The 19,607-nt window shown below is 59.9% G+C and carries 27 protein-coding genes; 8 read left to right on the top strand and 19 right to left on the bottom strand.

The annotated features are described in order from the left end of the window. Positions 1 to 48: 48 nt before the first annotated feature. The 5 genes from DK842_RS18180 to DK842_RS18160 all read left to right on the top strand — a co-directional run bounded on the left by DK842_RS18180 (position 49) and on the right by DK842_RS18160 (position 3,204). The gene (locus DK842_RS18180) at positions 49 to 618 is read left to right on the top strand and encodes a hypothetical protein (protein ID WP_114062724.1); all 570 of its coding nucleotides are present in this window, start codon (positions 49 to 51) and stop codon (positions 616 to 618) included. Between the two features lie 85 nt (positions 619 to 703). Next, positions 704 to 907 (top strand): hypothetical protein, encoded by a 204-nt coding sequence (locus DK842_RS18175; protein ID WP_114062723.1) that lies wholly within the window; start codon positions 704 to 706, stop codon positions 905 to 907. Further along, complete coding sequence (locus tag DK842_RS18170; protein WP_114062722.1) at positions 907 to 1,437, top strand: phospholipase D family nuclease; 531 nt, start codon at positions 907 to 909, stop codon at positions 1,435 to 1,437. The genes DK842_RS18175 and DK842_RS18170 overlap by 1 nt, the downstream gene beginning before the upstream one ends. 67 nt (positions 1,438 to 1,504) lie before the next feature. Continuing rightward, positions 1,505 to 1,933 carry a LexA family protein gene (locus DK842_RS18165; protein WP_114062721.1) on the top strand — a complete coding sequence of 143 codons (429 nt, stop codon included), beginning with the start codon at positions 1,505 to 1,507 and terminating at the stop codon, positions 1,931 to 1,933. Next, positions 1,930 to 3,204, top strand: a complete 1,275-nt coding sequence (locus DK842_RS18160; RefSeq protein ID WP_114062720.1) for a Y-family DNA polymerase — start codon at positions 1,930 to 1,932, stop codon at positions 3,202 to 3,204. The genes DK842_RS18165 and DK842_RS18160 overlap by 4 nt, the downstream gene beginning before the upstream one ends. Here DK842_RS18160 and DK842_RS18155 read toward each other — a convergent pair. The 4 genes from DK842_RS18155 to DK842_RS18140 form a co-directional block, all read right to left on the bottom strand. Next, the gene (locus tag DK842_RS18155) at positions 3,201 to 3,512 is read right to left on the bottom strand and encodes a hypothetical protein (protein ID WP_114062719.1); all 312 of its coding nucleotides are present in this window, start codon (positions 3,510 to 3,512) and stop codon (positions 3,201 to 3,203) included. The two genes, DK842_RS18160 and DK842_RS18155, sit on opposite strands and share 4 nt — an antisense overlap. Then, the gene (locus DK842_RS18150) at positions 3,512 to 4,117 is read right to left on the bottom strand and encodes an SOS response-associated peptidase (protein WP_232538519.1); all 606 of its coding nucleotides are present in this window, start codon (positions 4,115 to 4,117) and stop codon (positions 3,512 to 3,514) included. Before DK842_RS18150 ends, DK842_RS18155 begins: the two co-directional genes overlap by 1 nt. A gap of 114 nt (positions 4,118 to 4,231) precedes the next feature. Then, entirely contained in the window at positions 4,232 to 4,765 is a 534-nt protein-coding gene (locus DK842_RS18145; protein WP_198414570.1) for a hypothetical protein, read from the bottom strand. Continuing rightward, positions 4,765 to 5,205, bottom strand: coding sequence for a lysozyme (locus tag DK842_RS18140; RefSeq protein ID WP_114062717.1), 441 nt, complete (start codon positions 5,203 to 5,205; stop codon positions 4,765 to 4,767). The genes DK842_RS18145 and DK842_RS18140 overlap by 1 nt, the downstream gene beginning before the upstream one ends. 103 nt (positions 5,206 to 5,308) lie before the next feature. Between DK842_RS18140 and DK842_RS18135 the strand changes: the two genes are divergently transcribed. Continuing rightward, a complete protein-coding gene (locus DK842_RS18135; RefSeq protein WP_114062716.1) occupies positions 5,309 to 5,491 on the top strand; it encodes a hypothetical protein in 183 nt (60 codons plus the stop codon). Here the strand turns inward: DK842_RS18135 and DK842_RS18130 are convergent. The 13 genes from DK842_RS18130 to DK842_RS23485 all read right to left on the bottom strand — a co-directional run bounded on the left by DK842_RS18130 (position 5,488) and on the right by DK842_RS23485 (position 17,897). Then, positions 5,488 to 5,766 carry a phage holin family protein gene (locus tag DK842_RS18130; RefSeq protein WP_114062715.1) on the bottom strand — a complete coding sequence of 93 codons (279 nt, stop codon included), beginning with the start codon at positions 5,764 to 5,766 and terminating at the stop codon, positions 5,488 to 5,490. The genes DK842_RS18135 and DK842_RS18130 overlap by 4 nt on opposite strands. Before the next feature lie 18 nt (positions 5,767 to 5,784). Beyond that, positions 5,785 to 6,075, bottom strand: a complete 291-nt coding sequence (locus DK842_RS18125) for a hypothetical protein (protein ID WP_114062714.1) — start codon at positions 6,073 to 6,075, stop codon at positions 5,785 to 5,787. Positions 6,076 to 6,083: 8 nt separating this feature from the next. Next, the gene (locus DK842_RS18120) at positions 6,084 to 6,749 is read right to left on the bottom strand and encodes a hypothetical protein (RefSeq protein WP_114062713.1); all 666 of its coding nucleotides are present in this window, start codon (positions 6,747 to 6,749) and stop codon (positions 6,084 to 6,086) included. Beyond that, the gene (locus tag DK842_RS18115) at positions 6,749 to 6,970 is read right to left on the bottom strand and encodes a hypothetical protein (protein WP_114062712.1); all 222 of its coding nucleotides are present in this window, start codon (positions 6,968 to 6,970) and stop codon (positions 6,749 to 6,751) included. Before DK842_RS18115 ends, DK842_RS18120 begins: the two co-directional genes overlap by 1 nt. Continuing rightward, positions 6,967 to 7,329, bottom strand: a complete 363-nt coding sequence (locus DK842_RS18110) for a hypothetical protein (RefSeq protein WP_114062711.1) — start codon at positions 7,327 to 7,329, stop codon at positions 6,967 to 6,969. The genes DK842_RS18115 and DK842_RS18110 overlap by 4 nt, the downstream gene beginning before the upstream one ends. Positions 7,330 to 7,332: 3 nt before the next feature. Beyond that, entirely contained in the window at positions 7,333 to 10,992 is a 3,660-nt protein-coding gene (locus DK842_RS18105) for a host specificity protein J (protein ID WP_114062710.1), read from the bottom strand. Positions 10,993 to 11,028: 36 nt separating this feature from the next. Beyond that, on the bottom strand, positions 11,029 to 11,661 hold the full coding sequence (locus DK842_RS18100) for a tail assembly protein (RefSeq protein ID WP_114062709.1): 633 nt from the start codon (positions 11,659 to 11,661) through the stop codon (positions 11,029 to 11,031). Next, positions 11,654 to 12,337: a C40 family peptidase gene (locus DK842_RS18095; protein WP_114062708.1), complete on the bottom strand. Its 684-nt coding sequence runs from the start codon at positions 12,335 to 12,337 to the stop codon at positions 11,654 to 11,656. Before DK842_RS18095 ends, DK842_RS18100 begins: the two co-directional genes overlap by 8 nt. A gap of 57 nt (positions 12,338 to 12,394) precedes the next feature. Beyond that, a complete protein-coding gene (locus DK842_RS18090; RefSeq protein WP_114062707.1) occupies positions 12,395 to 13,093 on the bottom strand; it encodes a phage minor tail protein L in 699 nt (232 codons plus the stop codon). Position 13,094: 1 nt separating this feature from the next. Continuing rightward, positions 13,095 to 13,439, bottom strand: a complete 345-nt coding sequence (locus tag DK842_RS18085) for a phage tail protein (RefSeq protein ID WP_114062706.1) — start codon at positions 13,437 to 13,439, stop codon at positions 13,095 to 13,097. Positions 13,440 to 13,453: 14 nt separating this feature from the next. Continuing rightward, on the bottom strand, positions 13,454 to 17,167 hold the full coding sequence (locus tag DK842_RS18080) for a tape measure protein (protein ID WP_114062705.1): 3,714 nt from the start codon (positions 17,165 to 17,167) through the stop codon (positions 13,454 to 13,456). A gap of 64 nt (positions 17,168 to 17,231) precedes the next feature. Next, a complete protein-coding gene (locus DK842_RS23110) occupies positions 17,232 to 17,549 on the bottom strand; it encodes a hypothetical protein (protein ID WP_145964079.1) in 318 nt (105 codons plus the stop codon). Between the two features lie 180 nt (positions 17,550 to 17,729). Then, positions 17,730 to 17,897: a hypothetical protein gene (locus tag DK842_RS23485; protein WP_168194919.1), complete on the bottom strand. Its 168-nt coding sequence runs from the start codon at positions 17,895 to 17,897 to the stop codon at positions 17,730 to 17,732. Between the two features lie 62 nt (positions 17,898 to 17,959). On the opposite strand from DK842_RS23485, the gene DK842_RS18075 reads away from it, so the two are divergent. Next, the gene (locus DK842_RS18075) at positions 17,960 to 18,280 is read left to right on the top strand and encodes a hypothetical protein (RefSeq protein ID WP_232538518.1); all 321 of its coding nucleotides are present in this window, start codon (positions 17,960 to 17,962) and stop codon (positions 18,278 to 18,280) included. A 45-nt stretch (positions 18,281 to 18,325) separates the two neighbouring features. Further along, positions 18,326 to 18,799 carry a hypothetical protein gene (locus DK842_RS23105; protein WP_145964078.1) on the top strand — a complete coding sequence of 158 codons (474 nt, stop codon included), beginning with the start codon at positions 18,326 to 18,328 and terminating at the stop codon, positions 18,797 to 18,799. A 3-nt stretch (positions 18,800 to 18,802) separates the two neighbouring features. On the opposite strand, the gene DK842_RS24335 is transcribed toward DK842_RS23105, so the two are convergent. Together DK842_RS24335 and DK842_RS18065 are read right to left on the bottom strand one after the other, a co-directional pair. Continuing rightward, a complete protein-coding gene (locus DK842_RS24335) occupies positions 18,803 to 19,084 on the bottom strand; it encodes a phage tail assembly chaperone (protein WP_456297828.1) in 282 nt (93 codons plus the stop codon). 47 nt (positions 19,085 to 19,131) lie between these two features. Further along, positions 19,132 to 19,599: a hypothetical protein gene (locus DK842_RS18065; RefSeq protein WP_114062703.1), complete on the bottom strand. Its 468-nt coding sequence runs from the start codon at positions 19,597 to 19,599 to the stop codon at positions 19,132 to 19,134. Positions 19,600 to 19,607 lie beyond the last annotated feature (8 nt).

Genomic DNA, 19,607 nt, shown 5'->3' with positions numbered 1-19,607 from the left:
TTATCCATTTGCTCAGATGAGCAAATGCTCACCGGAACGGAGAAACCAATGATCGACATCGACGCAATCATAGACAGCATGGAATGGTCGCTGGACGCGGACGAGCGCAAGGACATGCGCCGGCTGTGCCAGGCCACGCTGAAGGCTGCCGCCGAGCAGAGCGGCGAAGTGGTGGGCTATATGCGGCCACGCCACATGGAGCGCCTGCGCCAAGAGGATGACAGGCAAGCTCCGCGATGGGCGCAGATATATGGGCTTCCCTTTGAGGATTTCGCGACCCCGGTGTACCGCCAACCTCAGCCCATGCCGGCAATGCCGGAAGAATGGCGCTCTCTGCTTAAAGAACTCGCGTTGTACTCGCCGCAGGGCATTTGCGCACCTACAGCTCTGCAGGGTTTCGCAATGCGAGCGGCTCGCATGCTCACCGCCGCGCCGGCAACTGGTAAGGAATCCTTACAGGTTCAGGCCGTGCCAGAAAGCATCATTGAGGGTGCAGCCAGAAAGCTCGCTGCTGATTTTGATTACCCGTGGGAATACATGCCAGAGGCTGGCAAGGAAGACTTCCGGGGCAAGGTGCGGAAGATTGCCGCCCTACTCGCCTCCCCGTCGCCCAATTGACACATAATCTGCGCATTATTCGATGTAAATTTGCGTAATCCCCGCATAATTGCCATGCTGATTGCAAATCAAGGAGCAATCCGCCATGCGCCTCTACCTATCCCCCGACCGCTACTACGCTATCGCCATCCAGCTGGATCTGTTCGACAGGCCGGTGATCGTGCGCGCCTGGGGCGGTCGCGGGAGCCGGCACGGCGGCATGACGACGGAACCATTCAGCACGGCGCGGCTCAAGGACATTGACCGCCGCCGGCGACAGCATGGCTACCAACTACACAGGCCCAATTGATGAAACTATCCGCACTACTAATCGCCGGCGCTCTTGTAGCGCCGTTTTCTTTTGCCGCACCGCTGCCAGCCGGCGCCGACTATGAGGTCGGGTTCTCGCCCAATGGTGGCGGCTTGGCGCTTGTCCTGCAGGGCATCGACAATGCTAAGTCGTCGATCCTGGTCGCCGCCTACTCATTCACCAGCAAACCCATCGCCGAGTCGCTGCTGAACGCACATAAGCGCGGCGTGAAGGTGCAGGTCGTCGCCGACGAGAAGAGTAACCGCAAAGGCTACAGCGCCGCGCAGTTCCTAGCGAATCAGGGTGTGCCGGTGCGCCTGAATGGCAACTACGCCATCTTCCACCACAAATTCATGGTGATCGACGGCCAGCACGTGGAGACGGGCAGCTTCAACTACAGCGCGGCGGCGGCCAACCGAAACGCCGAGAACGTGCTCCTGCTGCGCAACGTGAAGCCTCTTGCGAGCCGGTACTCGGCCGAGTGGGCGCGACTGTGGGGAGAGGCCACGCCCTTGCCTAAGGCATACTGAAATCCGTTTTGATATTCCCTCACCTGTGGTGTAATTTGAATTTGTACATATTCAATATTGCACCACCATGCCCCCTACTCCGCATCTGACGCCGACGCCAGGCGGTCAGCCGCTGCCGCTGGTTCTCTCGCCCGTTCGCGCCGGGTTTCCGTCGCCCGCCGACGACTACCTCGACGACAACATCAACCTGCACGACTATCTCGTGACCGACCCGCCGGCGACGTTCATTGTTCGCGTGCGTGGCGACTCAATGATCGGCGCCGGCATCGACAACGGCGACCTGCTGGTCGTGGACAAGGGCCTGGCGCCCGCTCATGGCGACATCGTGGTCGCCGTGGTCGATGGCGAGTTCACCGTGAAGCGACTGCACAGCCGCGGCGGCTCCTGCGCGCTGATGCCGGAGAACCCCGCCTACGCGCCGATTACCCTGCATTCTGGCCAAGAGCTGCTTGTATGGGGTGTCGTGACCGGCGCAGTGAAGAAGTTCAGGCAATGAGCGCCAAGACCCTGTTCGCCCTCGTGGACGGCAACAGCATGTACGCCAGCTGCGAGCGCGTGTTCCGGCCAGACCTGATCGGTAAGCCTATCGTCGTCCTGAGCAACAACGACGGCTGCGTGGTGGCAGCCAGCACCGAGGCAAAGGCGCTGCCAGGGCTGCGCATGTTCGGGCCCTTCTTCGAGATCGCGGATGTCTGCCGCGAACATGGCGTGGCGGTGTTCAGCTCGAACTACGCGCTGTACGGCGACATGAGCCGACGCATGATGCGGGTGCTTTCGGAGTTCGCCGCCGATCAAGAGGTCTACAGCATCGACGAATGCTTCCTCGATATGACCGGCATGCCGGATCTGGACAGCCATGGACACCGGATGCGCGAGGCTGTGCTGCGCCGGGTCGGCATCCCGACGTGCGTCGGCATGGGACCGTCGAAGACCCTGGCCAAGCTGGCGAACCGGATCGCAAAGAAACAGCCGAAATGGGCCGGCGTGTTCGAGTGGGACTTTGTGACGCAGGCCGAGGCCGACCAGATGATGGCGCAGATTGAGGTGGGGGATGTGTGGGGGATTGGGCGCCGGCTATCCGAGCAGCTACAGGCGATGGGTGTGTTCAGCGCGCTGGACCTCAAGCGGGCCGACCCGCGGCGCATCAAGCGGCAGTTCAGCGTGGTCGTGGAGCGGACGGTGCAGGAGCTGAACGGCGTCAGTTGCCTTGCACTGGAAGACGTGACGCCCAGCAAGCAGCAGATCATTGCATCGAGGTCGTTTTCAAAGAAGGTGCGCGACCTGAACACCTTGATCGCGTCCATCTCTCACCACGCAGCGCGCGCCGCCGAGAAGCTGCGCGCCCAGGGCTCGACCGCGCGCATGGTCGGCGTCGGCATCCGCACCAGCCCATTCAGCGACGTGGCGCAGTATCGGCCATACATCGTGATGCCGCTGGTCCAGGCCTCAGATGACACAATCGAGATCACGCGCGCGGCGCTTGCCGGCCTGCGTGTCATCTACCGGCGCGGCTACCTGTACCACAAGGCCGGCATCGTTCTGATGGAAATCGGCCCGCGCGGAGTCGTGCAGTCGGACCTGTTCGCAGCACCACCAGATCCACGACGCCAACGGTTGATGCAAACCATGGACACGATCACGCGACAATTCGGCCGCGGCACGGTACGGCTGGCGTCCGAGGACATGACCCAGCGTTGGCAGATGCGCCAGGATGTGAGGTCGCCACGGTATACGACACGGCTAGATGAGCTGCTGACAGTTGGCTAATCTCGGCCGCTGTGACGCAACACTTCCTCCCGCCACAGCCTCCACGCGGACCACAAACTAAGAACGCTGAACGCGAATGCCAGTCCAGCAAACACCACGGATGCGGTTCGCTCGCCAAACGTAGCCGCATCAAGTGGATTACCCCAGGCAGGAAGGTATGAAATAGCCACGAACCACAGGGTAATTGCCAAGAACAATCCGAACCACATCCCCAGTCTGCATCTTTTGTATTCCCGCTCCTCATCAGAGCCGGAACGCACATCAAAATAATTGAAAAGATAAATCACAAGACACGCGATTCGTCCCATTACGCCTCCTTGCCGCTAGCGGATTTCTTCAATGGGTCGGGGGTCGCCATCATCAGCTCTGGCGGAAATTCTGCCAGGAATGCCCGTGCAAGCTCTGGCTCCTGGCACGCCAGCCACTCCTGATAGTGGTCTGGCGGCACGATGACCAGCGAGCGCTTTTCATCGCCGGGCTTGTGCATGCGCCTCATCAGCGGATGCTCATCGGCATTGATGGTGATCTGCGTAAATGCGTAGCTGGCCGAGCCTTCTGGCTCTTTCCACTCCCGCCACATTCCGGCGACGGCGAAGGGCTCGCCATTGGCCCGACCGATCCGCGTCCGCACTGCCTTGCCGGTCTCGTAGCAGGGCTCGAAGAAGGCCTGCATCGGCACCAGGCACAACTGACATTTGCGCCACGCGGCCTTGTACGTGGGTTTCTCCCCAATCGTCTCAGCGCGTGCGTTCATGGTGGTAATGCGCACGCCAGGCGGCAGATGGCGCTTTGGCACGAAACCATAGGTCGCCAGCTCCAGCCCATTGCGGGTGATGATCGGTGCAGCATAGCCCTGCCAGCAATCAGGCTTCCAGAGGCCGTCTTCGACCTCATAGCCAAAGTGCTGGCGCATCTGCTGTACCGTGGGCGGGGTGAAATTTACGCACATGCTTTAAGCATAGCATTTCTACTCCTGCGAACTACGATGGCGCGGCCCGCTGCTGTAACACCCGGCCGCGCCGCTTTCTTACTGTGCGCCAGACCCGCGCTTCATGGCGTCGATCGTGCGCGCCTTCTCGGCACTGCCGGCCGAGCTGCCGTAGTAATACTGGATGATGGAGCCGAACGCCGCGCCCAGCGCTCCGACCAGCACCAGCAGCGAGTCCCGGCCGTTGGGCGGCAGTTCCTGGAAAATCATCAGCGCCATGATGCCGAAAAAACCGGCGACGACGACGGCCGCCAGCAGCCGCGGCGTGATGTCGCCGGTTTTGATCTCGCGTTCTCGTGCGCTGGCCCGGTCGCCGGCGGCAATCGCCTCCAGATCCCGCTGGTTCTGGAACCCAAGTTCCTGCATTTTCGCCGCGAATTGCTGGTCAGCCTGTTTGACGGCCAGCATCTGCTCCGGCGTCACGCCGGCCAGAGCCTGTTTGACCGCCTCCTCGGTTTTCTCCGGCAGACCGATCGCGTCCGCCACCGCGCTGACGGCCATGCCGCCCAGCGGGCCGCCGAGCGCGGTCCCGATCCACGGGGCCACCGTGCCCACGATTTGTTTCCAGTCCATCACAGCCCCTCCAGTGAATTGAACAGTGCCTGCTCAGCCTGACGGCGGCGCGCCAGCCCGGCCACCACCTGGCCGCCCGCCCGGTTCCAGCGCGAGAACTGCGCGGCGGCGCCGGCGAAGTCGCCCTGGTTCAGCAAGCGCAGCAGCGTGGAGCTGCGCAGATTGCCCAGGCCCAGGTTGTAGCTGAAGCTGACCAGCGCGGCGAACTGGTTGGCGTTCAGCGGCACGGCCACCAGTTGACCGACGCCGGTTTCGAATTTTTCCAGATCGGCCGCCAGCAGCTTGTCCGCCTGTTGCTGGGTGATGATCAGGCCGGCCTTCACATCCGGACCGGTATGGCCGTAGCCTATGGTCCAGACCCCCACCATATCCTGGTAGGCGGCCAGGCGCAGCCCCTCGAATTGCTTGATCAGGCGGATGCCCGAGGCGTTGGTTTTCATTGCATCTCCAATGGAAACGGCCCGCGCGAGGCGGGCCGAAGGGTCAGTTGCCGGCCGGCGGCCAGCGTCATAAAACGAGACATCGTCACAGTCGGGGAATGCCATGGACCGCGCGCTGCCAGTCATGCTGTACGGGATGGTGTTGGCCGTCTGCCTCTACCTGCTGGCAGGATGGGTTGAGAGCAGCGCAGACACCGCAGTGTGCGAGCGGCGCGCGGACTCTCCGGATGTAACCCTGCCGGCGAAATGCATTGCGCAGCGGATAGACCAGCAGTTGTCGTATTAGCGCGCCAGCGTATCCGCCCGGCGCCGGAGCCAAACCTCCAAGTACTGTGCGCCAAGAATGCCCAAACCGGAGCCGATACCGACGAGCGCCGGCAGTGGCAGGTTCGGGAACTGCATCAACGCGACCCCGGCCACCGTCGATGTGGCTCCGCCGAGGATGGCGCGGCCGACGGCCAGGCGAACCGTGATGGATTCCTGACTTACCAGAAGCTTGCCCAGCCCGATCAATGCACCAACCACCAGCAGAGCCAGCACGCCTTTTTCATGCTCTTGCATATCTCTTCCCCAAATAAATCAGGGCCGGTTTTGCCGGCCCTGGTGGATTGCTCTTGCGTTGTTGATCAGCACCGCGGTGTAAATCGCCGCGAGGATGGCGTATGCCGGCCACGGCGGCCGCAGCCACCAGCACACAGCCAGCAGCGCCAACTTAGTCAGCAGCAGCGCTGGCAGCACGCCGATGCGGCCCATCACCCTGGCAAGCCAGCTGTTGGCCTCGTGGCCGACTCCAGTACACAGGGCATACCACGTGCTGGCGATATCCAACAGTTGCTGAACAATTACCAACAGTATCAACAGCCTCTCCATGGCCACTCCTAAATCGCAGTTGGGCTGGCGTAGATCCGCCATTGTTGGCCGTTGCTGAACGCGTGTGTTGCGCCGCCGGGCGCGTCCGTAACAAACGCGATCCCACCAGGACACGAGCTCGCGGCAGGCAGCGACGCCCTCGTAAACGCCCCCGCGGAAATGATGCCTCCGGCAGAAATCGAGCCCTTGGCCAGATAATCCCCCCCGCGCCACAGATGCGTGTTGACCTGCCCATCCATGTGCAACGACACGTGGACCACGCCGGCGTCACTGCCGCCCGAGTGGACATCCACCCCCGCCAGATGGCGACGGCCTGGCTTACTGGCGCGCCACAGCAGATAGGATTTCGAGTCGTCAGGACAGTTGAGTTGGAGCGCGGGGGAACGCACAGTAGACCACCACGCCCACGTTCCGCCCGGCAGGGAGGAAATCAGCGATGCGGTCATCGTCTTCTCCGCCGTGATGGTCTGAGAGGTCCCGGTTGAGACCGCGGCCGATAGCATGTTGATCAACCCTCTCCAACTCGGCACCTGTTTAGTGCTGCCATCCTCCGCAATGATTGTCGCCGTGTCGGATGTCTCGTCAAATACCCCCCAATAGCTGCGCGCTGAGACGTACCAGATGCGCATCATCTCCTGCAGTTTGGCCATCAGGCCGGCGGTGTCGTCTGCCATCACATCTCCAATTGATCAGCCCCACCGGATGGTATCGGGCGGGGCTTCGGGAAATTTGTCTTGATTGCCTGAATGCGATCCAGCATCTGTCGCATCTCGTCGTTGAGCAGCTCCGGCGGCAGGCTGGACACCCAGCGCCACAGTACGTCCCACTGGTCGCCCAGGGGCGGGTACTGCGCCGCGCGGGCGGCGCGGTGGTCCCCGCAATGATGGAGTCTCATGTCACCACCTCGAACGTTGCGGACTGCATCGGCCAGGCCTCGACCTGGATGTGATGCAGCCCGGGCAGCGAGAACGACAGCTCGCACTCAGCGTCGTCGCAGCTGTAGGGCGTGCCATCTACCACGAGCAGACACGGCGCCGGCAGGTCGCGCAGCATCATTCCGTCCAGTCGCGCGGGGTTCGGCGGTCGCGCCTCGACCACCCCGTCACCACGGATGTACTGCGTCAACGGGTCCGCCTCGCCCTGCAACAGCAGTTTGCCGATGGCGTACTCCACCTCGACGTTTTCGAGCGATGCGACGCCCGTCTGCAGAATGCGGCCGGTGTCGTCGTACTCGATGATGCTGATTTTCTCCACTCACTACCTCCTAAACAAAACTGCTCCATAGCGAATCTGGCCATTTGCGTTGTAACCACCTGGGCTGTCAACGCCTACTGTCACGGTCTCACCGGCGGAGACATCAAGAACAATATTTCCGCTAGCATTTCCAATTGGCGTTTGCCTCCCGCGGGCGCTCAATGTGATGGATGGGAATGGCGAATCGCCGAACACAAGCAAAGTGCCACGGTCGCTGCAATAAAACGGGAATGAGTAATTCCAACCCCTCCCCTGCCAGCCATTCATCGTTACGGTCCGGGTATCGTTCTTGCTGACCGCCTCCCCCTTGATCTGCAATGTATCCACCTGCAGATTGCGGATGTACGACGCATCCATCCCGTACATGTTAACGATGGCGCTGCCAAATTGATCTCGGATAGTCATGCCCCGAGTATCGATCTGATCGACTGTCAGTTGCCCCTTGATGTACGCGGCGCCCATGCCAGACATATCCACCACGACATTGCCGGCCTGGTCCCTGATCGTCAGCCCCCGCGTGTTGATTTGAGCAGCGTCCACCGAGCCGTCTACCAGCACGCGGCGACCGACTAGCGATCCGTCGGCAATCAGGTCGCCAGCCAGGCCCAGCGCCGGGCGACCGTTGATTGACGACAAGATGAACACCTGGCGCGAGCCGTTGCCGTCCGGCTGCGACACCACCAGCCTGTCGCATAGAAAATCCACAGCGCTGCCGTTCGGATCAGTTCGCAAGCCGATGCCGGCGATTTTCCCGGCCGAATTCAGCTTGATGATTTTCTCGGCCACCACGCCATCCACCGTCCGGCTGATCTCCTGCAGGCTGGCGGTATGGCCCCCGACCGTGGTTTGCATCGTCCCGACCCGCTCCGTCAGCGCCGAGTCAGCCGCGGCGCGCGCCGTGGACTCCTCGATGATGCCGGCGGCGGCTGCATCCACCCGAGCGGCCAGCAGCAGCCGCTCGTTCGCCTCCTGCCGCAGGCTGTCGCCCAGCGTCGATAGCTGCCGTTTGGCGAACGCGTAGTGGTTGCCCTGAGTGCTCCGGATCTCGTCTGCGGTCAGCATCTGCTCCATTTGCGCCTGGATCAGCGAGTTGACACTGCCCTGGACGTTTATGGCCTGCTCGATGGGCGTGCGAAGCGACTCCTGCAGCTGCTCCGACGTGAGGCTGTTTTTAAGTTGATCCAACAAAACACTGGGATCTTTGACCGTTTGCGCCTGGGCCTGAGCAAATCCACTGGCGTTCCCCCACGTGTCGTACACGCGCAGCCAGAAGTAATAAGTCACGCCAAGCTGCAGGCCCTGCCAACTGAACGTAGAGGTCGGGTAAGCCAGGTCAGCAAGCTTTGACGGGTTCGGATCGCCCGCGGTCGCGCTGTAGAAAAGCTCGGCCCTGGCGATATCGGGCCGTCCCGCAGGATAGGACCACGTAAGATCGATCTTCATCGCCCCGCCAACCGCAGTCAGCGTCGGCGCCGGTGGCGGCAAAACCTGGCCCTTCGTTGTCTGGCTGCTCGTCGTCGGGTTGCCTGCAACGCCCGTAACAGAAACCGTAGAGACCCGAACCTCATACGTCCCTGGCGTTACATCATCCAGCTCGGCATGATTGCTGATCTGGTCGGCTAGCTGAATCCAGTTCCCGCCATCCTGCCGATACGCAACCCGATAGCTGCGCAAATATGGATGCACCACGGCCGGCCAATCAATCAGCAACTTCACTCGCCTCCCCCCGTCCAGCGAGAGATAAGGCAGTTCTTGCAGCTGAACATTCAACACTGCCGGCATCACGCCGGGGTCGGGGAGGCTACTATTTGGCGCGGGATCGAAACGGAGTCCAGTTTCAATTGCATTCCACTTATTCGGATCGTACTGCAAACCGACAACCTCAAACTCGCCGTTGTCTACCGACTTGATGGACACGCATGTCCATTGATCCGGCTGCAAGTTGGTGGCAATAAGAATCCAAGTAGCCCCTGGAGTTGGCTGAGCCGGGAACGATGTGACGATGCTTAGCATGTCCCGCGTTCCGGCACCACCTGTCACACCGCGCCTCACTGGAACCCCATCCGGCCCCGTCACCTCAAGGGTGTAGCTCACGCCAGACTGCAAGGTGACAGGTGCATCGAGCTGGACGGACGTACCAGACACGGCGACAACACGCCCGCCCATTCTGGCACCAGCCACGTGGAAATCCGATGTCGAGAACAGGTCGCCCGGCAGCAGGTCGGCCGCATAGGCCGCCGCCCTTAACGTGACCATTTCCGTACACCTCTGCGCAGTCTCCAAGATGTATCGACCGCACCGCCGCGCCTGGCCGCGCGTCACCGCCCCCATCGATACCGCTGAGGTCTGTTGCAGGCCATAAGTCAGCATGCCCGAGCCGTGTTCGACATACTCCATGGCGCGCCGGTAGCGGTCAGCCGGGTCCAGCCACGACACCGATGCAGCGGTGAAGCGACCGTTTTTAGGTGTGGACGAGTAGGTGAATTTGCCGTCAATAACATTGGTGGCATTAAAGTGCTTTACCATCGCCTTGCCCGGCATGTCCGCAGTGATGCGGATGCCGCCAGCTGACCAGTAGGCCTGGCCGCAGAACGATGAAACGATGTCTGAAACGACTTTCCAGGCGTCCTGAACATCTTGTTGGAAGTTGTGAAACTGGAAGCGCGGCTCAAAGCCACCATACCCATCAGGAACCAGTTGGTCGCACCACTGCGCGACGGCATACATCCCCCACTTGTCCATGCTACCGGCCGGAATGTTGATGCCAAACCGGCTGTCCGTGCAGTATGTCCAAAGAAACCAAACAGGATTGCTAGTTACCGCGGGCTTGAACCCGCCATTCCACGGCCCGGTATATGTGCGCGCAATCGGATCGTAATTGTTTGGCACTTGGCATTTGAGTTGCTGCCAGTGCGCAGACACCGTCGGCATCCGACTAAACTGTCGTGCGTCAAACTTCAAGGCCAAGATGGCCATGTTCGGATACCGCAACTGCGCGTCGATGATGCTAGTAAAAGACGTGAACGCAGTCTGGTTGACCAAGTATTGCGAATTGCTATCCGGCGTGAGGCGACGTACTCGAAGAAGCCAAGGTCCATTGCCAACAAGCGGAACACGTGTGCTGCGCTGATAGTTCGCAGAAACCTTTGCCGAAATTGTTACTTCGGCTGCTTGGGTGAATTTGCCATTTGCCGGCGCCAGATCAATGGCGTATTGAACGGTCGCTCCGCCGGTATCGCCCGTCTTCGGGTCAGTAGACCGCAGGCCGCCAGGCAGGGATACCGTCACCCTGACCGCGGTAGCATTGATATCCGCCACCGTTTGAGTGATCGGATTGGATGTCTTTACCTCCAGGCCGACACCGATCTCGGTTTCAATCGACGGAAAACCCTGGATGGCGGTCTGTGTTTGCGTCCCGGTGCGGAACGCGACCTGCATGTTCTGGAAGTTGAACGACCCGTCTGCGTTCTGGATCGGCGTATCGTCCAGATAAATGCTCTTCAGCGGGTTAGCGAAATCCGCCGGCCCTCCAGCCTCCCCGTGGCCCAGCAAGACCATCATCCGACCATAGCTGATCGACTGTGCCGAATCCGGCGACTCTACCGGTGTGCGCTGCTCCCCGCCGCCGCCCTTGGCGCCGAAAATGCTTTCTCGTGCAGACATGGAAGCTCCATAAACAAGAAAGCCCGCATGCGCGGGCTAGATTAGAACTGGTGGATTACTTGGAAGCGAGCCAGTGCCGATGTCCTCGACGCTGATGCCTGCCGAAATTACCGTGCCGCCTATCAGCACCGTTCCGGCACCGATAGGGATTGGAAGCCCTTGGGCGCTTGTTTGCTGCGCGCCGTTGAACCAGTAGTTCGGCTTGCCTTCCCTCGCTTGCCAGTCCGGCTGTCGAGGAATCGGCGTCAACAGCTCAACTGCTGCCCCAACCATGAGGCCAACGCCGACATTCATCATTACGCTGGCAACGCCCTCGCTCAGGAATGGGGACGCCCATGGCATGGAGATAGAGCCGACGACAGCAAAGGCAACAAGCGCCGCGCCAACCAGGGCTCTAACACCGCCTTTCGCCCCGCCGATCACCGGCATGATGAGGATGTCGCCCTTGCTCACCAGCACGATCTCGTCTTCTTCGACGTCCCGGCCGGCCACGGTGACGCGGTAGACCACCTTCTCCGGATCGCTTTCTCGCAAGTGCTGAATGAAGCCAGGCCAATTAGCATCGAGCATGCGGATTGCCTCGGCCACGCTTTCAACATGTGCAGCAAACTCCTTCACGTACATCTCACCCAGCCCGCCTCCAAGCCGCACCGTTCTTTTTTCACCCATGGCGCGGCCTTACGACGGTAACTGCGCAGCGCTGCCACCAGCCTCCATAGATGCTGATCTGGCTGGGCTGGTTGTAGAGCTGATGAAGGATTCGGCTGTCGCCGACATAGACGGCAACGTGGTTGATCACGTCAGCCTCGCACATCATGAAAATCAGGTCGCCGCGCTGGATATCGTCGGTCACGACGTCGGCCGGCGCCGAAGCCAGCCAGGCTGCAAAAGGATTCTCGCCGTGTCGCCAGAAGTCCTCACGCGCTGCGGCGCGCGGCAGCAGGATGCCGGTCTCGCGCCGATGCCAGTCCTGTGCCAGGCTGAAGCAGTCGAACATCCCCCAGCAGAACGGCCGCCCTTCGTAGGGAGCCTGCCAGCCGCTGGGCTCGGTCAACGTGTGCTCGCCGTTCGGCCAACTCACGATGTGCCAAGGCAGCCCTGTTCTCTCGCACATTACCCGATCCACAAGCGACGGCTCCGCCGTGTCATCGGGGTGGCTGTGCCAGATGCCAACGACTCGGCCCAATTGCTCAGCGGCAGCATAGTCCACCGGATCAAGTTCAAACTGCGCGTGCGGGTTGCCGGCAATGTTCCGGCACGGGTAGATGCGCCCGGAGTCTAGCAGCACGCCGCAGGCCTCTTGCGGGTGGGCCAGTTCAGCGAGGCGTAGCATTTCGTTGATCATTGGCAGGTCCGAAATGAAAAACCCGCCGAAGCGGGTTGGGTAGATTGGCGGCTGGCATCAGCCGTATCGTCGCAGGCCAAGCATGCCGGGATAGTTGGTCTGGTTTCCTCGGCACTGGCAGTCGCTATAGCGCTTCCCGCATGCATCCTTGTTCGGGTCGGAAGTTGGCTTGCCATCAGCGTCGAACATGGCGACGCCGGCGTAACCGCAGGCGGCGCTCCGATACTGCGTTTGAGCAGGGCAGTAGATGCTTGCCATGGTGTTCGGCACGGTCTTGCCTTCAAGGTCCAGTGCGCTCACAAGCTCGAACTGCAATACCGTGCCGTCATCCTGCGTGCGCCGGTTAACGAACCAGATTTCTTGCTGGTGGAACTCGGGCGAGCCCGCCAGCGAGCCGCCGTCCAGAAACTTGGCGTAGGTGACCATGCGCGTTACCTTCCAACCGGTCAGGCCCTTGAACTGTCGAACCAGCTGAGTGAAGATGCCGTAGATAGGGCCATTGGCGCCCATCACCGCATTGGCGATAGACAACGTCGGTCGCGGCGCGCCGCCCTGTACCGTCTTCTCGAAGCCCTCAGCCTGGATCGCCCATGGTTGGTACTCTTGTCCCATGAAGCTGATCGGGTTGGTATTGGCGTCCGTGCCGGCCGGCGTGAAGTACTGTGCCGGATACTGAGTGCCGGTCGGCGGGGCCAATTGAAAAAGCTCCACCCTCGGATCAAGGGTGAAGCTTTGCACGTCCTTTTCGATTTGCATCTCAGCTGCCTATATCAAATACCTGCTCGAAGGTGCACGTGATCGTGTCCGCATCTCTGTCCTGATTGATCCGCTGCCATTCTCCACAGATAAACTTGGCCACCGGTTGGCCGGCGTGCGAATACCAGAACCAGCGCACGCCGCCGTGCCGGACTAAAAACGACTCAAGGGCATTCGCAGATTCCCTTGATAGGTTGTTGAAGGAAAGTGAGAGCTTCACTGGCATGGTATTGATCCCGCTCGGAACGCGCTGTGCGTAGCCATCTCCGAAGCGCGAAGTTGTCACCGCTGGATGGATGCTCGCGCTAGCGCCAAATGCCGGCCGCCAGGTGAATGTTTCTGCCATTAAATATCCTTCTATTAACCTCGCCCCAGCCCCCTGTAGATATCCCCACCGGGGCGCATCTCGGCCTGAATCACTTGTTTAGCAACAGCGCGCATGGGCTGAACCAAGCCGGCCATCATCCTCTCAAACGATGCCGCGCCGCTCCCTTGGCTTTCTTGTTTGTCGCCATTGAAGATGTTGGTTTGCTCGATCCTCACGCCACCATCTGCCGGCCGGCCACCTCCGCCCGTCGCCGGCATCAGCGGCGTCACGTGTCCGCCCTGTCCCGGCATCATCAAGAACTGGCTCCCTCCATACATCAGCAACTCAGGCATGCCGCGCTCGTTCACCGGGTGCAAGGTATTCGGGTAGACGGGGCCACCGAATGCTCGGCCCGGCCCGAGGGTGCCATCAACAATAGGGGCGGCGATTTGTGTTGCACCGCCTCCTATCATGCCGGCGGCGGCCCCCATCCAGCCCCCCGTCCCAGAAGAAAGCCATCCTCCGACAGAACTCAAAAGTCCGGCTGCCGCCTTCGCCGCCATGATCTTGTTGATCTCGCGCAGCACACTGACCGTGAACTCCTTCCAGCCCAGCTTGCCGGTTTCGAAAAACTGAATGAGCCCAGCCTCCATACTGGAAGTCATTGCGTTGAAAACGGCACCAGCGGCCTTGGCGTTGTTGGATGTGGAATCGAGGTAATCGGCCATAGCCGCATCCCAACCAATCACGAAATCACGGCTCCTGGCGACGTGCTCATCGTACAACGCCATTAGCTGCTGATACTCCGCCGAGGTGGAAGCAATCTGGTTCTCCTCCAACTGCAAGGAAAACAGGTAACGCTCGCGCGCAGCCGAACCCAGCCCCATAACCGCAATCTGACGCTGGATTTCGTCGGTGTACTTCCGGGCAGCAAGACCTCGGCGGCCATCCGACTCCAGTCCGACCAGCCTTTGCTTCTGATTGATCTGATCGTCCAGGGCAGCCAGTCGCTGCTGCCTAGCTTTCGACTCATCCTTGTCCGCTGGCGCCGGCGCCGCCTGTAACGTCTCACGCTCAGCGCGCAAGTCGAGCAGGTCTTTCTCGGCCTCGGTCAGCTTGTCTACCTTGATGCCGATCTGATCCAGCCGCTTTAGGTATGCATCTGCCGCACGGATGCCGGATTGCGACTTCTCCATGTCGGAGTAGAAGTTTTCCAATCCGCGGACTGACTTCTCCAGGCTGACTTTCTTTTGTGCCAGCTGGATCTGCTTGTCGAGGTCGGCCAGTTCCTTGCCTCGGTCTGCGAGACCCTTTTCCGTCAGACCGGCATTCGGTTTGTTGGCGAGCTCTACGCGCTGCGCTCGCAGCTTATTCAGTTGCTTCTCGCCCTCCGTCAGCTTCTGCGCGGCGCTACCCAGCTGGCTGTACTGGTCGATCATCTGCGAAAGACTGCGGATATCAGCCTCCAGTCCCGCGATGCCACTCTCGCCGCGCGATAGCCCTCCCGCGCCCTTGCCGCGGCTCTTGCGCGAAAACCGGTCGCGGATGGCGGCCATGTTCTCTTCATGGATAGCCAGTAGCCTTGCCTTTTCCTCTGCTGACGCAGCGCCCTTTAGGGCTTCGGCATAGGCCTTGTTCTCCGCATCAATCTCTGAGGCCATCCGCCGCGCAGCACTTGCATTCTTCAGGTCCGACAGGTATTTCCCCGTAACCGATCTGGCCAGGACGGTTGGGTCGCTTTGATCGTCAATCCGCTCTCTCTCAGCTTTAGCCTCTCTGTATGCGGCGTCAGCTTTGATTGCTTGACCTCGAATTGCGGCCGCATTTCTTCTCGCCTGGACGATCATTTCTTCAAGTTCAGAGATGGAGGCGCCATCCTGCCCCATCTGCGCAGCTCGTGGTCCGCCTCCAAATCCTCCGCGAGCTCTCAAAGAAGCAAGCCTTGCCTCAAGGTCTGCTACCCTCTTGTCAGCCTGATCTGAATCCAGAAAGAGTTCATCCCGAGGTTTTTTGGCCTCGACTACATTCCCTTCTGCAAATGCCGCGCGAATCTTATTTATCGCGTTTACACCTTTTTCAGCAGCCCTTTCCGCAGCACTGGAAAACAGGTCAACCTGAGTCGCGAGGAGGGCAAAACCCATAATGGCCAATCCCACAGGACCACCGAGAGCGCCGATTGCTGTTCCAAACCCCCTCGCAACAATGCTCGACCTTGCTTGAGCAGCTGCAAGGTTGTTCGCAGCTGCGGTCGCCGCCGCAGACACCTCGCCTGCTCGCGCAACAGCCGCCGTCTGTACTGTGGCCGCTTCAGCAACTGTTGCCTCAGCCTTTGCCAGCCTCTCGTCAGCCATCGTCAATGCGTTTGCCATAGCAGCAGCCCGGCCATTCGAGTCCGCAACACGCTGTTGTTCAACCACTAATGACCGGCTTGCCGCAACCACCTCTGCTCCTGTCGCGGCGACCGCAGCTTCAGCTCTGGCTAGTCGGTCAAAGGATGCTGTAGTCTTGATCAGCTCCCCCTGTCGCGCGGCCTCTGCTGCGGAGTGCTCCAACGTTGCAGCTGTCGCCGCCTGCTCCGCAGCAGCCAGTCTAGCCTTGGCCGCGGCAATGGCGCCGGACTGCTCAGCCTGCCGAGCCTCGCCAGCAGTCACTGACGCCATCAACGCAATGCGCTCTCGATCCGTGGCAGCAGAAGCCAATGCAGCAGCAGCCCTTTCCTTGCTTGCGCGCGCAGAGTCAAGCTGGAACATCGCTGCAGTTTTCTCCGCTTGAGCGCGCCTCAGTGCAGCCTGGCTGGCTTCGGCATCGCCCTTTGCGGCCTGTATCGATGCCATGAAGCGCTCAACACTTGCCTGAGCCGCTGCTGCGGCCCCGGATGCGTACTTCACACCTACAGCCGTGGCCACAAGTTCAGCAGCTGTCACTACCCCGTCAAGGTTGTCGGCTAGTTGCTTTGCGGCATTCCCAAGCGCAGCCGAGGCACCGCTTGATCGGTTAGCATCGTCGATGAACTTTCCAAATGAGTTGGTCAGGTATTGCATGCCACGAGAAGCTGTCTGCGGTATCTTCTCAGCATCCTTCGCAATTTTATCCGACGCAGTCAGCAGCGCATTGGCAATTACCTCGGAAGTCAGCTTCCCTTCGCTGGATAGCTTCTTCAGTTCCCCCTTCGGCACGCCGATTGCGTCCGCCAGTTTCTGCATCAGGTATGGCGCATTTTCCATCAGCGAACGGAACTCATCTCCCTGCAGAACACCCGATCCCAGGGCCTGGGATAGCTGCAGCATTACGGATGATGACTCCTGCGTCCCCGCGCCACCAATCACCAAGCCTTGTCCAACTGCCTGCGTCAACTTGACTGTGTCCGCGTAACTCTTGCCCATGTCCGACATTGCTTGGCTGGTCCGAGCAAAGAGTGCAGCGTTCGACTGGAAATTGGTCTGTGTTCGCTGCGACATGTCGAACAGCTCGCGCTGCGCTTCGATGGCGCGCTGCGTGGAGCCGGTCACAACCTCCAGGCGTGCCGAAATCATTGTCCACGCATCAGCCAGTCGAATAAGTTCCGTTGCGGAGTTGATGCTGGCGTAAGCGGCCACCATGGAGAGGGCGGCGGATCTGGCCTGAGAAAACCCACGCGTTGCCGAATCAGCAAATCTGAGGATGGAGCGTTCCGCTTGTTCGCCTTTGCGCTGAAAGCTGTCGAGCGCGCGCTCGCCATCCCGCAGGCCGGTCGCGTCAGCATGCAGTACAAGAGTTGCCACGTCCATGTTGGAGCTCCAATAAAAAATCCGCCTAAAGCGGATTCGTTACTTCATGATGCATTCTAGATTTTTATCGGCAGTGGAGCTTCCACTGCACCTCTATTGCATTGCCAATAGATTCTTCCGTATCTACTGAGCAATTCTTATTGAGGCAGGATGCGATGAAGCGCTTCCATCCTACTTTCCCGCCATAGACATTACTTGCATTGAACTCACCGCAAACTGTGACCGTAGCGACGCCATTCTTCTTGAAAATATTTGCATCTCGGACTTGTACACTATCTCCATCAAGGGCGAGCTTAGAAATTGCACTTTTTGCATCTGTCACAGGATCGGAGCAAGAGACAAGCAAGGTCATAGATAAAAACACCACTATTACACGGAGCATATAAGCCTCCTAACCTGTTGAAGATGGGAGGGTAGCGTTTGCGAGGACGCGCGATCATGACGCGGACATCTACGCGCAACCAAGGCAAATCTATCCGGCCAGCTTGACCCGCGGCATTTCTGTTATGGAAATGACAAGTCCCCGCAATTGCGGGGCTTTTCACATTCACCAGCGCTTGCCTCAGTGGCGCTTGCGGTAGTGGTCGTTCGTTGCCTTGTTCTTGTAGTGGCCACCCTTGTGCGAGGAGCCTTTGCCGCTGGCGTAGTGGCCGCCGCCATGCTTTCCTGCGAAGGAGACGGCAGGAACGGAAAGCGCCAGGGCGGCAATGAGCAGGAGAGCTTTCTTCATTTTGATGGTCCAGTTGGGTCAAGGAGCGGCCATTATGACATTGACAACTAGATGGCTCCAGCATGAAGCTTGGGAATCACGCCCAACAGGTCAACACCATGCTCAAGCCAATCACCCTCGCCCTCTCCGCCCTCTTGCTTGCCGCCGGCGTGGCCAACGCTAAGCCGATGTCCGACCAGCAAATCAAGCGCGCCATCATCAAAGAATCCATCGAGTCCTACTACGGCAACTGCCCGTGTCCGTACAACACGGCACGTAACGGCAGCTCATGCGGGCGCCGCAGCGCGTACAGCCGGCCGGGTGGCGAGGCCCCAATCTGCTACGAGAAGGATGTGACGAAGGAGATGGTGAAGGAGTACAGGGAGCACTTGGCAAGCCAATAGTGCATACCTAAAATGCCAATTTCACAGACAACCTAGTACTAAACAATGGAAATCAGCCCACAAATTGCATCCATCATCCAAACCTCGATAACCTCCCTAGTAAATGCACTTGTCTTTGCCGGTGGTTTTTTTGTTAGCCGAGCCCTTGAAAAGCACAAAGTAAATAATCAATTAAAAACCGCGGCTTTTGATGCTAGGCTACAAGCCCATCAGGAAGCATATGGGTTGTGGAGACGAATGAATTCCACCCCTAATGATGAACAAGCATACTCCATAGTTAAAGAATGCGACGAGTGGTGGAATAACAATTGCCTGTATCTTGAACCCGACGCACGCGTAGCATTTTTGTCGGCTTTTATTTCAAAACGTCAGCTTGCAAACTACAAAGGCGATGATTACCCACTTATGAGTCATTTGCGAAATCAAATTGAATCAGCAGGCAACAAAATAGTAACTGCAATATCGTTGCCGATCATCAATGAACAAGAAATAATAGACAACAAGAAAAGTAATAAATAATCCTTACCCACCAACCAGCAACGCCATAATCGCCCGCGACCGCGCCTCATCATCCTGCATCTGCTCAGCCAACAGCGCGCCATCATCCATGGCTTGGACCTCCAGATAGTCGAGGTCCAACTGCTTGAGCAGCATCACCTCCCAAACGCGGGGCCGGCGCGCGAGAAGCCTCTCCCACGCGCCAATGTCACCGTAGCTCAGCGGCTGCGGGCCGTAGCCGGACGACTGCCGCCCGGCGGACAACTCGCAGAACCAGCCCCACAGGTAGGAGACCTCCGGGGACAGCTGCAGCGGGTTGCCGTGGCCGCGGCGCCTCAGCGACTCGCCATCCTTCAGCCGCTTGTCGAGCCGGAACTCTCGCCCGGCGTAGGCTCGGACGGCGTCGGCAGCGGCTTGATGAAATTTGCGAGCTCTCCGCTCTCAGCGAGGATGGCATCCCGAATCCAGGCCGCCTTTTGCAGCAGCGCGCGCGCCTCGCTGGCGGAGAATGGCAGAGGCTCGCCGCCACGCACCAGCCCCTCCCAGCCAGCCAATCGCGCCACGGCCAAGTCCAGCAGCAGCGCCTCGCGCTCATCATAAGCCAGCGGCTCCGGAGCATCCTTTCCGGCGGCTTTGGCCTCGGCGAAGCGCTTCACGTCGTTGTCGTGCATCTTGCGACGCAGCGCCTTCACGATTTCCGCTTCGTCCGACATGACGCCCAGCCGCGCACCAGTCAGCGCGCCGGTGACGTAGTGCTTCAGGTCGAACCAGTGGATTTTGTCGCCGACGATCAGGTTATCGTCCAGTACATCAAGAGCCATGCTTTCCC

Origin of the sequence: Chromobacterium phragmitis (genome assembly GCF_003325475.1) — a bacterium.
Classification (GTDB): Bacteria; Pseudomonadota; Gammaproteobacteria; order Burkholderiales; family Chromobacteriaceae; genus Chromobacterium; species Chromobacterium phragmitis.
The sequence above is the reverse complement of the archived record's forward strand: the minus strand, read 5'-3'. Positions and strand labels throughout refer to the sequence as shown.